This window comes from Paraburkholderia sabiae (assembly GCF_030412785.1).
GTDB classification, from domain to species: Bacteria; Pseudomonadota; Gammaproteobacteria; order Burkholderiales; family Burkholderiaceae; genus Paraburkholderia; species Paraburkholderia sabiae.
This window is the reverse complement of the sequence record NZ_CP125296.1, coordinates 1,016,599-1,030,328: the sequence shown is the minus strand read 5'-3', so window position 1 is coordinate 1,030,328 and position 13,730 is coordinate 1,016,599. Positions and strand designations below refer to the sequence as shown.

General features: G+C 60.2%; 12 protein-coding genes. 3 read left to right on the top strand and 9 right to left on the bottom strand.

Going from position 1 to position 13,730, the window contains the following annotated elements:
• Nucleotides 1-17 precede the first annotated feature (17 nt).
• The 4 genes from QEN71_RS34380 to QEN71_RS34365 all read right to left on the bottom strand — a co-directional run bounded on the left by QEN71_RS34380 (nt 18) and on the right by QEN71_RS34365 (nt 4,693).
• Nucleotides 18-776 (bottom strand): fumarylacetoacetate hydrolase family protein, encoded by a 759-nt coding sequence (locus tag QEN71_RS34380; protein WP_201647735.1) that lies wholly within the window; start codon nt 774-776, stop codon nt 18-20.
• A complete protein-coding gene (locus QEN71_RS34375; protein ID WP_201647726.1) occupies nt 773-1,537 on the bottom strand; it encodes a fumarylacetoacetate hydrolase family protein in 765 nt (254 codons plus the stop codon). Before QEN71_RS34375 ends, QEN71_RS34380 begins: the two co-directional genes overlap by 4 nt.
• 187 nt (nt 1,538-1,724) lie before the next feature.
• On the bottom strand, nt 1,725-3,059 hold the full coding sequence (locus tag QEN71_RS34370; protein WP_201647717.1) for an MFS transporter: 1,335 nt from the start codon (nt 3,057-3,059) through the stop codon (nt 1,725-1,727).
• A 62-nt stretch (nt 3,060-3,121) separates the two neighbouring features.
• A complete protein-coding gene (locus QEN71_RS34365; protein ID WP_201647715.1) occupies nt 3,122-4,693 on the bottom strand; it encodes a sulfatase-like hydrolase/transferase in 1,572 nt (523 codons plus the stop codon).
• A 146-nt stretch (nt 4,694-4,839) separates the two neighbouring features.
• On the opposite strand from QEN71_RS34365, the gene QEN71_RS34360 reads away from it, so the two are divergent.
• Entirely contained in the window at nt 4,840-5,388 is a 549-nt protein-coding gene (locus QEN71_RS34360) for a MarR family winged helix-turn-helix transcriptional regulator (protein WP_233471646.1), read from the top strand.
• 44 nt (nt 5,389-5,432) lie between these two features.
• Here the strand turns inward: QEN71_RS34360 and QEN71_RS34355 are convergent, their stop codons facing one another.
• Both QEN71_RS34355 and QEN71_RS34350 read right to left on the bottom strand, forming a co-directional pair.
• Nucleotides 5,433-6,773 (bottom strand): MFS transporter, encoded by a 1,341-nt coding sequence (locus QEN71_RS34355; protein ID WP_201647713.1) that lies wholly within the window; start codon nt 6,771-6,773, stop codon nt 5,433-5,435.
• 45 nt (nt 6,774-6,818) lie between these two features.
• The gene (locus tag QEN71_RS34350; RefSeq protein ID WP_201647711.1) at nt 6,819-7,787 is read right to left on the bottom strand and encodes a dipeptidase; all 969 of its coding nucleotides are present in this window, start codon (nt 7,785-7,787) and stop codon (nt 6,819-6,821) included.
• A 160-nt stretch (nt 7,788-7,947) separates the two neighbouring features.
• Between QEN71_RS34350 and QEN71_RS34345 the strand changes: the two genes are divergently transcribed.
• Nucleotides 7,948-8,511, top strand: a complete 564-nt coding sequence (locus QEN71_RS34345) for a PAS and helix-turn-helix domain-containing protein (RefSeq protein WP_201647709.1) — start codon at nt 7,948-7,950, stop codon at nt 8,509-8,511.
• Nucleotides 8,512-8,523: 12 nt separating this feature from the next.
• Here the strand turns inward: QEN71_RS34345 and QEN71_RS34340 are convergent, their stop codons facing one another.
• Nucleotides 8,524-9,249 (bottom strand): haloacid dehalogenase type II, encoded by a 726-nt coding sequence (locus QEN71_RS34340; RefSeq protein WP_201647707.1) that lies wholly within the window; start codon nt 9,247-9,249, stop codon nt 8,524-8,526.
• 158 nt (nt 9,250-9,407) lie between these two features.
• Nucleotides 9,408-10,772 carry a purine-cytosine permease family protein gene (locus tag QEN71_RS34335; RefSeq protein WP_201647698.1) on the bottom strand — a complete coding sequence of 455 codons (1,365 nt, stop codon included), beginning with the start codon at nt 10,770-10,772 and terminating at the stop codon, nt 9,408-9,410.
• A 395-nt stretch (nt 10,773-11,167) separates the two neighbouring features.
• Here QEN71_RS34335 and QEN71_RS34330 point away from each other — a divergent pair, with 395 nt between their 5' ends.
• The gene (locus QEN71_RS34330; RefSeq protein ID WP_201647696.1) at nt 11,168-12,700 is read left to right on the top strand and encodes an amino acid permease; all 1,533 of its coding nucleotides are present in this window, start codon (nt 11,168-11,170) and stop codon (nt 12,698-12,700) included.
• Between the two features lie 72 nt (nt 12,701-12,772).
• On the opposite strand, the gene QEN71_RS34325 is transcribed toward QEN71_RS34330, so the two are convergent.
• Nucleotides 12,773-13,552, bottom strand: coding sequence for an SDR family NAD(P)-dependent oxidoreductase (locus QEN71_RS34325; RefSeq protein ID WP_201647694.1), 780 nt, complete (start codon nt 13,550-13,552; stop codon nt 12,773-12,775).
• Nucleotides 13,553-13,730 lie beyond the last annotated feature (178 nt).

The window sequence follows — 13,730 nt, the reverse complement described above, 5'->3', positions numbered from 1 at the left end:
TGGCATGTCCTGAATGGTCAGTCGCGGTTGAAGTCCGCGTCGGAAGCAATCACGTTGGAAAGTCGGCCCAGGCCGTCGATCTCGCAGACGACTTCGTCGCCCGCATTCACATTGACGACGCCTTCTGGCGTTCCCGTCAGAATGATGTCGCCCGGCGCGAGCGTCATGAAGCTGCTCAGATATTCGATCAGCGCGGGCACGTCCGTCACCAGATCGCGCGTATTGCCCTTCTGATGCAGCGTGCCGTTCACCCAGGTGCGCAATTCGAGTTGCGCGACGTCGGCGATATCGGCGGCATCGACGAACCACGGTCCGAGCACCGTGCCGCCGTCGCGGTTCTTCACGCGCAGATTCGGCCGGTAGTAGTTCTCCAGGTAGTCGCGGATCGCGTAGTCGTTGGCGATCATGTAGCCCGCAACGTACTGCATGGCTTCGCCGCGCGACACCTCTTTTGCCGGACGGCCGATCACGACGGCAAGCTCGCACTCGTAGTGCATGAACGTCACGTCGGACGGTCGACGCGTCACACCGCGATGGCCCATCACGCTGCCCGGTCCCTTGAGAAACACGAGCGGCTCTTCCTGCTTCGAGAATTGCAGTTCTTTCGCGTGCTCTGCATAGTTGAGTCCGAGCGCGAAGATCGTGCCCGTCTCGATCGGCGCGAGCCACACGACTTCTTCCTCGCGACACACGCGGCCATCGGCGAGACGAACGCCCCGTTCGTGCGGATACGCTTCATGAATCGCGCCTGCGTAGGCAACACGGCCGCGCATCATCGTTCGGCTCCTTCTTGTGCTTTCATCGAGAAACGCAGCGGCGGCATATCGCCGATTGCAATGCTGATCGCGTCGCCTGCGTGCGCAACCGGCGCACCGTGCGGCACGCCCATCGTCAGCACGTCGCCGGGCGAGAGCGTCATGAAGTCAGTGACGTCGGCGATCAGACGCGCGACGCTTCGGATCGACGTTGCCGTGCTGGCGTTGAACTGCGCCTGGCCTTCGACATCGATCGCAATGTTCAGCGCGTCCGGATCGGCCACATGCCGACGCGCAACAAGCGCCGGTCCCATCACGCAAAACCCGTCACGCGCGCGAAACCGCACCGAAGGCCGATATACGCTTTCGTGCGGCACGCACAGATCCGCGACGACCGTGTAGCCCGCGACATGTTCCAGCGCGTTATCCGCGCTCACACGGCACGCCGTGCGCCCGATCACGATGCCGAGCGAACCGCCGATCTGCACGCCCTCGTCATCGTCCGGCACGACGATATGCGCGCGATGACCGGCAAACGTATTGCGCGGCTTCACGTAGAGCACGGGGGCTTTCGGCGGCGCCTTGTAGGGCGCGGCGTGAACGGCATCGCCGAGCGCGTCGAGCGCGGCGCGATCGTTCAGCAACGTTCCGTAGACCGCGCCCGACACAGGCGGCCTGCATGCCGCGCCGTTCGCGAGCAACACACCGACGCTTTGCGCATCGATATCGCGTGCGAGCGGCTCCCCTTCCAGATGAATTCGATGATCGGCAAGTACAAACATCCGAGTGCGCCTTTTCAGATTTACTCACATGTTAGTATTATTTCGCTTGCTGTGATCCGACGTCAAGATTTAATGAATCACTACGGGTTTCCCCGGAGACGACGCGGTCGCTGACCACTGCCTGGGGACTCACGGAACAGCGTGACGCAATCATTCCATCGCGGTCTGCTGCGCTCGGATCAGACCGTCAGCGATTCGCCAACGCATCCGCGGCAGGCGCTGCCTCGCGCAACGGCGTGCGCAGGATCCACAGCAGCGTCAGCATGCCGAGCGCAAGCAACACGCCGATTGCGGCAAGCCCGGTGTAGAGGCTGCCCGTTTGCGTCTTCATCGTCCCGACCAGCCACGGACTCACCGCACCGCCAATCGCGCCGATGGCCGTGATCGTCGCAATGCCGCCCGCGGCCGCGCTGCCGCGAAGATACGCAGTGGGAATCGTCCAGAACAGCGACAAAACCGCATAGATGCCGACCGACGCGACGATCAGTAACGCGACGGTCAACGCGATGCTATGCGCCGTCAAAGGCAGCAGCAGAAAACTCGCGGCGACTGCGAAGCCGCAGCCCGCGACGTGCCAGCGCCGCTCCATGCGTCGGTCCGAATGCCGTCCGATCAATACGATGCCGATTGCCGTGCACACCGAGATCCCGCCGCTGATCCAGCCGATATCGCTAATGTGATGCACGCCGACCTGACGCAGCAGTGTCGGAATCCAGAAGCCGATTGCGTTCAGCGCCATGAACACGCTGAAGTAGATCGCCGACAGCACATAGATGCGCGGATTTGCCAGCACCTCGGCAAGCCTCGTGTGCGTATGCGCGCCCGCCGGTTGCTGGGCGCGACCCTCGCTGAGCGCCGCCGCGATCTGCGCCTTCTCGCTATCGCTGAGCCAGCGCGCATCGGCGGGACGATCGTCGAGTACGAAGCAGGCAGCGAGACCGAGCGCGATCGCGGGAATCCCTTCGATCAGAAACAGCCACTGCCAGCCAGCGAGTCCGAGCGCGCCGTGCAGCCCGCTCATGATCGAACCTGACAGCGGGCCGCCGACAATGCCCGCCAAAGGCACGGCCATGACGAACTGACTGATGATCCGCCCGCGCCGCCTGTCGGGAAACCAGTAAGTCAGGTACAGAATGACGCCCGGAAAGAAGCCCGCTTCCGCAGCGCCGAGAAGAAAGCGCAGCACGTAGAGCGAATGTGCGCCGCGCACGAACATCAGCAGCACCGTCAGCGCGCCCCACAGGACCATGATCCGCAGCAACGTCTTGCGCACGCCGATGCGCGCCGCAAGCAGATTGCTCGGCAATTCGAAGATCACGTAGCCGACAAAGAACATCCCCGCCGCGATGCCGAACACGGCATCGTCGAGCTTCAGGTCCTGAAGAAACTGGAGCTTCGCAAAGCCGATATTCACGCGGTCGATAAAGTTGACCACGTAGCAGATGAAAATGAACGGGATGATGCGCCGCGCGACTTTGCCGAATACGGCGTCGTCGGCGGAGTTGCCGGAAGCGTCGATCATGGTGTCTCCTGTGTGCCTTTGTCGAAGGTCTATTTCTCTATTTGTCGTTCGGGTATCGACCGTCACCACTCGCCGAAGAACACACCCCAGTCCTTGTGCGTATCCGTGCGGCTGGCGACACCCGCATCGTCCATCGTCACACGCTGCTTGAGCGACGCGTGCCAGTCGACGAGTTTTGCATGCATCTGCGCGCGCACGGCTTCATGCGTGCGGTCGCCGCCAAGATCGACGAACTCGTTCGGGTCCGCTTCGAGATCGAACAACTGCGGACGATAGCCGAGCCAGTGCACGTATTTCCAGCGCGCATCGCGCACCATCCAGCCACGGCATTCATCCGGTTCCCGACCAAGCGTCAGACGCGCGCCGCGAAAACTGTAGTCGAGTTCGGACACGACATAGTCGCGCCAGCCGCCTTCGCGCAGCGGAGCGTTGCGTGTGAGCGGCAGCAGCGATCTGCCTTCGATCCGCTCTTTGTACGCGGGTAGCCCGAGCGCTTCGAGCACCGTCGGCACGACGTCGATGCATGACGTGAAGCGGGCGTCCGCCGTTCCGCGCGTCGCGTGCGCATCGGGCGACGGATCATAGACGATCATCGGCACGCGCTGCACGGTATCGTAAAACTGCTCTTTTTCGCCGAGCCAGTGATCGCCGAGAAAATCGCCGTGGTCGGCGGTGAAGACGATCAGCGTGTCCTGCCAGCGGCCCAGCTTGTCGAGCGCCTCCCAGACGCGCCCGAGATGATCGTCGATCTGCTGGATGAGCCCCTGATAGACGGGCCGCACCGTGTTCGATACTTCGTCGCGCGAGAAATTGATGCTCTCCTCGTGCTGCCGGTAAGCGGCCGTCACAGGGTGTGCGTTATCGAGTTCCGCCGTGCGCCGCACGGGCGGCAGGCATTGGTCGAGCGAATACATGTCGTGATAGGGACGAGGGGCGACATACGGCCAGTGGGGCTTCACATACGACAGATGCAGCGCCCAGGGCTCGTCGCCCTGCTGCTCGATATAGCGGATCGCCTGATCTGTCATGTACGCCGTTTCGGAGTGCGGTTCGGCGACGCGCGACGGCCAGCCCACATTGCGCATCTGCCAGCCGGAGCGCACGTTGCCGGCGTCGTCTTCGACGCTGATCACGTAATCGCTCCACGGCCGCTCGCTTTCGTACCCTTGAGCGCGCAACCACGCGGGATAGCCGCTCTCGCTACCCGGCTCGTGATGTCCGTCGTAGCGGTCGAGTTCGACAAACGAGCCCGCCGAGAGCCGCAAACCAACCGCACTGTTGCGCTCGATGTCGAGCCGCTCCATGCCTGACGCGTCCACCTGAACGTGCGTCTTGCCGGCAAGCGCGAGCGAGCGCCCATGACGGCGCAGATATTCTCCGAGCGTGATCTCGCCGATCGACAGCGGCACGCGGTTCCAGTTCGCACCGTGGCTCGTCATCGTGCGGCCGGTGTAATAGGACATGCGCGATGGTCCGCAAACGCCCGAACTGACGTACGCGTTATCGAAACGCACGCCGCGTGCGGCGAGCGCGTCGATATTTCGTGTGCGCAAATACGGGTGCCCGTAGCAGCCGAGGTGATCGCGCCTCAACTGGTCGCACATGATGAAAAGGATGTTTCGGATGGCTGTCATGGAATCGCGCCTGGATCGTCGAAAGCGGGTATGGCGTCGATGCTAGACAAGCCGCGAACGATTGACCTAGTCAAACGTATGTGCGGTTGCACAATCACGCATAATGGCTGCTTGCCCCCAGGACGAACAGCCCAGGACGAACGACCGTGCCGCGCTCATCCACCACCCCTTCCGCAGCCTCTGCGCCAACCGTGCCGCCCTTGAAGCAGCCGGGCCATATCGACCAGTTTCTGCTTTACCGGATGCACAATCTGACGCGCGTCGCGGTGCAAGGTGTAGGGCTGATGTTTCGACGCGAAATCGGCATTAGCCGCCGAGACTGGCGCATCCTCGCGTTCGTCGGCCAGTTCCCCGATCTGAACCTGACGCGGCTCGCGGAACTCACCGCACTGGATACGGTGATCGCGAGCCGGTGTGTGACGCAACTCGTGCGGCGCGGGCTGCTGGCGAACACCCGTCAACCGACGAACAAGCGTGTATCCGCGCTACGACTCACGGAAACGGGCAAAGCCGTCTATGAGCAGGCGCGTGCGGCCGGCCAGCAGTACAACGTCGAATTCGCCGCGTGCCTGAGCGATGACGAAGCGCGTCAACTCGAAACGCTGATGGACAAGCTGGAAGCCCGCGCGCACGAACTGACGAAGCGCGAAATCGAACGGAGCGGAGGCGCCGAAGACAGTGCAGGTGACGAATAGCGTCAGCGTGGCTGCGCTCGCGCACGTCAGTATTGGGCCGTGATTCAGCTGCGCGCGCTCGGAGTCGACCGGGGAGCGAATATCAGCAGAATGATTGCTCCCAGCAGCAAGACCGCCGTGACAACGTAGAGCCCGGTAGTCAGTGAGCCCGTCACGGTTTTCAGCCAACCCATCATGAACGGACTCGCAAATCCACCGACAAGCCCGAGGCTGTTTATCAGGGCGATGGCAACGGCTGCCGAAGACGTACCCGCGAAGTAGTCTGTCGCAATCGACCAGAACAACGGCATCGTCGCGAAGATTCCGGTTGCAGCCACCGTTAGCAGGACAATCGTCACGGAAACGTTCGCCGGAACGTGAGGAAGCAACGCGAGCGCAACGGCTCCCGCAATCGCGGCAAGCGACGTGTGCCAACGGCGCTCCATCGTGCGGTCAGAGTTTCGGCATAACCAGACCATGCCCACCGCGCTGATTCCGTACGGGATCGCCGAATACCAGCCAATCTGCGCGACGTCCGTCACGCCGCTCGACTTGAGCACGGTCGGCAGCCAGAAGCTCACTGCATACGTACCGCAAATGAAAGCGAAGTAAGCGAATGCCAATGCATAGAGCCGCACGCTGGTCATTGCGCGTCGCAAGCTCGCGTCGGTTCGTGAGGAGTTTCTTTCCGACTCTGCCACCAGTGCAAGCGTGAGCCGGTCCCGTTCTCCGGGCGTCAGCCACTTTGCATCCCTGGCGTTGTCGTCGAGATACGCGAGTGCAACGATGCCAAGCAGCACGGCCGGCGCAGCTTCGATCACATAAAGCCATTGCCAGCCCTGCATTCCGAAGCCGCTCAAGCTCGACATCGCCCACCCCGACACGGGTCCGCCGAACAGCCCGGCGATAGGGATTCCCGTCATGAAGATGCCAAGCATGTGGCCGCGTCTTGCTTCTGGAAACCAGCATCCGAGATAGTAGACCACGCCGGGAAAGAAGCCTGCTTCGAATGCACCGAGCAGGAACCGCAGCACATAGAAACCCGTCGGCGTCGACACATGCGCCAGCAGGCATCCGGTGATACCCCAGCAAATCATGATTCGCGCAATCGTTCGCTTTGCGCCAATGCGTTCCAGGATCATGTTGCTCGGCACTTCGAAGAGGAAGTAGCCGATAAAAAAGATCCCTGCGCCCAGCCCGTACACGGTGTCGCTGAAACCGAGCGCATCCTGCATCTGCAGCTTCGCGAAGCCAACGTTGATCCGATCGAGGTATGCAACGACATAGCAGATGAAGAGCAATGGTATGAGGCGCAACGCAACCTTTTTGTAGAGCTTCGCGTCGCCCTCCGCGTCTGACGATGCGTAATCAAGTTCGCCCGCCAGCGGCTGTATCTTTTCGTACATATCTCCTCCGTACTTCGCTTGTACTTTCCCAGTCAATCGCGTGGATCAAACCGACCACACCTCGTGCAGAACACGAAGCCAGTTTTCGCCGAGAACTTTCTCGATGACGCGCTCCGGCATCCCTGCCGCCTGCATCGCCCGCGTGAGGTTCGGAAATTCGCCGATCGTCCTGATGCCGAGCGGATTCAACACCGTTCCGAAATCGGTCAATCTGCGATAGGCGCCTTTGTCATGGCTGATCCAGTCGTAGAACCCTTTGTCGTAACCCTGCGTGAAGTCCGTTCCGATTCCGACCGCATCTTCGCCAACGACGTTGATCACGTACTGAATGGCCTCGACGTAGTCTTCAACCGTCGAGTTCGGTCCCTTCCTGAGAAAAGGCGAAAACATCGTGACGCCGACGAATCCACCGCGATCCACGATGAAGCGCAGTTCTTCATCCGTTTTGTTGCGAGGATGTTCCTTGAGGCCCGCCGGAAGACAGTGTGAGTAGCAAACGGGTTTGTTCGAAGCGAGAATCGCTTCTCGCGACGTATTCGGTCCGACGTGCGACAGATCGACCAGCATGCCGACGCGGTTCATTTCTTCGACGATCTCGTGTCCGAAGCCCGACAGTCCTCCGTCGCGCTCGTAGCAGCCCGTGCCGATGAGATTCTGCGTGTTGTACGCAAGCTGGGAGATGCCGACGCCGAGTTCCTTGAACAGAGCGACATATTCGATGCGATCCTCGAAAGCGTGGCTGTTCTGAAACCCGAGAATGATCGCTGTCTTGCCCGCCTGCTTCGCCGAGCGGATGTCGTCGACTGATCTGGCGAGGATAGCCAGCTCGCTATTCTCCCTCACCAGCTTTTTCATTTCGATGATGTTGTCCACGGTGCCCGAAAAATCTTCCCAGATGGAAACCGTGCAGTTCGCCGCGGTCAGTCCGCCGCGATTCATGTCCTCGAAAATAGACCTGTCCCACTTCGAGACGATGAGACCGTCCATCACGATGCAGCGCTCATGCAGTGTCATTTCTCTCCTCGCTCCTGTCTGTTCGTGCCTCTATGGAGAGAAATGTAGGTGGTATCATTACGTAGGTCTATACGTATCAAATACCTAGGTAATCGCGGGTTGGCCGTGGCTCATTTAATGCAGTGCGCCAACGTCGCGACCATGGAACCACCATCTCAAGATGAGTCCGTCAGCCCTCACGCTCGATTACCAGGAGATTTTTCTCAAACTGCCCACTGCCGTGATCGTGGCCCGCGAGCGCATCATGATCGACTGCAACGACAGGGCGCTGGCGCTATTCCGGGCAACACGTGACGACATCGTCGATCAGTCGTTCGCGGTGCTCTATCCTGCCCAGAAAGACTTTGCGAACACAGGTCGCCGAATCGCTCCGTTGATTGCAAAGAGAGCCGTGTTCAGCGATGACCGCATCATGCGTCGCATCGACGGTAGCCACTTCTGGGTCACCGTATGCGGCTTCGGCTTCAATCCGAAACGCCCTTATGAGTTGGCGCTGTGGACATTTGCGGATCTGTCGATCAACGACAAGCACTCGGACGTCGCGAGCCTGCTGACGGCGCGCGAGCGCGATGTGGCCGCCCTCGTCGTACATGGGATGACGAGCAAGGAGATCGGCAAGGAACTGGAGATCAGCCCGCGGACGGTCGACATCCATCGGGCCAGCCTGCTACGCAAATACGATGTGAAAACGACCCAGGAGCTGATCAAGCGATTGCTGGCGTAAAGGGCTTGCCCCTCATCCTCTCGAAAGAGTCTCACGGTGCGCGGCCACCAGATCGGCCATGCTGTCGAAGCGAAAGTCGATGCGCGGCTGCATACCCGGATCCATCGTCGCACCGAAGCCTTGCTGTGCATGACGTCGATAAATCCAGCACGAAGCGAGCCCCGCCTCATTTGCAGGCTTGTGATCGTGAAAGAGGCTTTCGGCCGTATGGAGGATTTTCTCCTTGCGCACACCGAAGCCCGCGAGCTTGTCGAGCATGTACTGGAAGTTACGCGGCGACGGCTTGTACGATCCGATATCTTCTGCCGTGATGACCGCGTCGAACGGAACCCGCAACTTGCTGTTGCTATAGGTGAAGCTTTCGTTGTCCACATTCGACAGGATGACCAGCCTGTAATGCTGCGCGAGATATTCCAGTGCGTCGGCCGAATCCGGAAACGCGGGCCAGTCGCGAATCGACCTGCCGTATGTCACGCACTCCTCATGCGAGTGAACGACGCCCCACTCTTCCGCGAGCCGCTTGTACACGATAGCCAGCACCTCCTGATAACGCTTGCCCGGCGTGTATAACTGTTGCGATGACTCGTGCCGCGCATGGGCTTCGAGAACCTGATCGCGCGTAAGCGCAGGCTCGACACGGTCCAGCAGCGGACGAAGGCCCTCGAAAATGCCCGTTTCCCAATCGATCAGCGTGCCGTAGCAGTCGAATGTCAGGGTATCGAAGTCGGTCAGTTGCACGGCGATCCTCTTTGTCAAATGGGTCAGAGAGATTGCAGTGTACTGCTTGCCGGTGCATTGGCGCCTACGTCCGCTAGCCAGAAGTGCGCTGTTTCACGCGTCGAGAATGCAACGCTTGATGAGAGAAAAAAGCAGCGCACTTCACAGCCCCCTCCGATCTAGTTGATCACGGCTTCAGATTCCATCGCCACTGCGCGGTTCGCGAAATAATAGAGAACGCCAGGCACGAGGAGACTCGGAATCCAGCTCACATCCGCGCCGATCATTCTCGCGAAGTAGCTGTGATAGAACGACAGGTCCATGAACGGGAGCGTGCTCGCAATTCCCAGGCAGTAGATCGCCAGCGTCGGCATGTTGAATCGGCCATACCGTCCACGCGAGTCGTACATCTCCGTGACTGAGTACTCGCCCTTGCGAACGAGATAATAGTCGACCAGGTTAATCGAACTCCATGGCACGAGAACGTAGATCTGGGCGTTGAGAATATCCGCAAAATAGTCGTTGAAGTGATACTGCGTGCCGATCGCGATGATAGTGGCAACGGCGGCGGTAATCGACAGAACAAGAAACTTCACAAGCCCGCCGACACGCGTCATCTTGCGGAATCCACTGAAGATGGTCACCGTCGACATATAGGCGCTGTAAAGACTCAGCACGTTGAACTCCAGCACGCCGAGCACGATGATGACGAGTGCCGGACGCGACCATGTGCCGAACATCGACGCGATGCCGGTGCCCGGATCATTCGTGATCGACGGAATCGCAGCGGCGAGAAACGCGCCCAGCATCATGACGAGCAACGAACCCAGCAGCCCGCCGAGGTACGTGTACCAGAACGTCGCCTTCGTCTTGACGTTGGCGGGCAGGTAACGCGAATAGTCCGCGACGTACGGACCGAACCCCAAGGTCCACGATGCCGCCTGCGCCACCACCAGATTGAACGCGCCAGCCGAGAAGCCACGCTTCGCATGATGAACGTTCGCGAGCAGTTCGGGCTTCGAAAACACGATACCGGCCGACGCGAAAAAGATCACGCATGAAAGCAGCGTCATGAACGCACCCATCTTGTGGATCAGTTCATAGCCGATATAGCTGATGATGAACGTCAACACGCCGAACAGAACGATGGCCGCGTTGTCACTCATCGGATAGATCGCCTTGATCGAGTCGCGCATCACGACGCCGCCCGCCGCGACGAACAGGATGTACGCGAGCACGACGATGCCGAGCGGCATCGCCGCACCGAACACGCCGAACTGCGCCCGGCTCTGGATCATCTGCGGGATGCCGAGATGCGGTCCTTGCGCCGAGTGCGCGGCCATGAAGATCGTACCGATGACATTGCCGAGAACCAGCCCGACGATGGTCCAGAACAGGTCCAGTCCCGCGACGATGCCGAGCGTCCCGATGACGAGCGCCGTCACCTGCATGTTGGCGCTGAACCAGATCGTGAACAGGCGTTTCGGCGTGCCATATCGCTCGCCAAGCGGGATGAACTCGATACTTCGCTTTTCCACATCCATCGTGAGTCTCCAAAGTGGGTGTACTGGCATTGCTCGTCGCGCATCGAATCGCGGCGCGGGTTGATGCCACTCTAGGAGGCCGTATTTCTGGAAACTATCTGATTTCGGCAACTACGGGACATCCCTGAGTCCGCAGCCATTTCTCCGGATTTGCGTGCGCGGCATGCATCAGAAGCGTGCACGCTGCACTTCGTTGATGCGGTGCTTGCGCTCATCGCGCGGCTCGCGTTCCTCTTTGCCGAAATCTGATAGTGCTGAGCTTTTTGGCCTACTACCGTCTAACCACCGGAACTGGCGCATTGCATCCGGCGAGCGCTCGCATGAGCCTCATCAGTTGTGATTTCCCACCGCAATCGAGCCCGTGCTGCGCGGGCCGCCCAACCGACGGAGTGGACATGGATGCAAATCACAGTTCTCAAGCTGGCCACGACAGCGACGTCAGCCTGTTGCACAAGATGGGCTACGCTCAGGAGCTTTCGCGGCGAATGAGCGGGTTCTCCAACTTCGCTGTGTCGTTCTCCGTTATCTGCATTCTCTCGGGCGGCATCACCGCTTTCCAGCTGGCCTTTTCGGCGGCGGGCGGTGCTTCCGTCGGGCTCGGATGGCCGCTCGGCGCGCTCTTCGCGCTGATCGTGGCGGTGTCGATGTCGCAGATTGCTTCGGCCTTCCCGACAGCAGGCGGGTTGTATCACTGGGGCTCGATTCTGGGCGGCAAGAAGTGGGGGTGGATGACCGCGTGGATCAATCTGATCGGGCTGATCTTCGTGATCAGCGCGATCAACTTCGGCACTTACGATCCGTTCTTCAAGACGCTGATCGCGCCGCTCTTCGGCGTGCAGCCGGAGAGTCTCGGCTGGTGGCATCAGACGATCTTCATCGCCGTCATCACCATCTCGCAGGCCGTACTGAACGAACGAGGCATACGGATTGCCAGCAAGATCACCGATCTCTCGGGCTACCTGATCTTCATCGTCACGATCCTTCTGATCGGCGCACTTCTCTACTATTCGAGCGTACCCGTCGACTTTCATCGGCTCATCACCTTCACCAACTTCACAGGCACCGACGGCAGCGCATGGCCGAAGCAGGCCACGCCGCTCGCTTTCCTCTCCGGTCTTCTGCTCGTCACGTACACCATCACCGGGTTCGATGCGTCCGCGCACACGTCCGAGGAGACTCACAACGCCGCGCGCAACGTGCCGCGCGGCATCATCGGCTCTGTGTTCTGGTCGGCGATTTTCGGCTACGCGATGGTCGCGAGTTTCGTGCTCGTGATGCCCGATCTGACCGCCAGCATGAAGCAAGGCACGGGATTCTTCGAAGCGATACTTGCACCGATCCCGACGACATTCCGTATCTGCCTCGAACTGGCGATGTTCTTCATCAACTATGTCTGCGGGCTCGCTGCCGTCATGTCGACGTCTCGCATGATGTATGCGTTCGCACGCGACGGCGGTCTTCCCTGCTCGCGGATTCTCCGCAGTGTGAATCAGAAGCACAGGACGCCAGGCGCATCGATCTGGACGTGCGCGATTCTCGCGATCGTCGTCACGCTGTACGGTGATGCGTTCTCCGTATTGAGCGCGGGCAGCGCCGTGTTCCTCTACATTTCCTACGCGATGCCGATCGCATCGGGCATGCTCGCGGAAGGCAACACGTGGACGGAGAAAGGCCCTTTCCAGCTCGGCATCTGGTCGAAGCCGTGTGCGCTTCTCGCCGTGATCGGCGCATTCGTGCTTGCGTATGTAGGCATTCAGCCGCCGAACGAAAAGGTTCTGTATATGCTCGTCGGATTCATCGCCGCGTTGCTGGTGATCTGGTACGGGTTCGGTGTGCGCAAGTCATTCGCCGGACCGCCGTCGCTCACATCGGGCGTCGATGACGAACGCTTCCAGCGAATCGAAGCGGATATCGATCAGACGACGTGAAAAAAGAGCGAAGGTTCGCATCGCTGCAGAACCTTCGCTCAACCCTTGGACTGGATTTTTGGTGCCGGTGCGTCAGACCGCGGAGAAGCCGTTGTCCACGAAGAGATGCGTCCCGTTCACGAAGCTCGATTCGTCCGATGCCAGGAACAGCGCCGCTGCCGCAACTTCGGATGGTTCGCACAAACGCCCTTGCTGCAAGGCGATCGCTTCTTCCGTGGCATCGACGCCCATCGCCTGCAGATCTTTCAGCTCGCGGATGCCATGCGGCGTGCGAATGAAGCCCGGCGCGATCGCGTTACAGCGGATTCCTCTGTCCCGGTACTCCACGGCGATCGCACGCGCGAACATGTGGCAGGCGCCCTTCGTTGCGTCATACAGCACTTCACCGGGCGTCGCGCAGACGGCGGAAATCGACGACGTACAGACGATGCTTCCGCGGCCCTTTTCGAGCATTTGCGGCAACACGGCCCTGGTCATCAGGAACATGCTCTTCACGTTGACGCCCATCAGCCAGTCCCACTCCGTCTCTTCGATTTCAAGAAACGGTTTGACGATGAGCGTGCCTGCGTGATTGAACAGGATATCGGTATTGCCGAACCGTTCTCGCGCCGCGCTAACGGCGCTTTGCACCGCGCTCTGATTCGACACGTCTGCGCCGATGCCGATCGCTTCCAGGCCTTTGTCGCGCAGCGCACTGGCGAGCGTCTCGGCGGCATCGCCGTTACGGTCGATGATGGCGACCTTCGCGCCCTGCGCCGCGAACAGTTCTGAAGCAGCAGCGCCGCACCCGCCCGCGCCGCCACTGACGATAGCGACTTTGCCTGCGAGGCGGCCGTCAATCTTTATACTCATTGCACGTTCTCCGGATCGATAGGAATGGAGCCTGTCGAACTCAAAGTTAAGGTGACAAAAAGCGGCTCACTATCGGATTTCGGCAACTCAGGGTTTCTGCGGACATCGGCCTCGCCGCTTTTTTGGCACGTTATGCTCTGGAAGCAGTTCGAGCTATTCAAGCAATGCGGCAATCAGG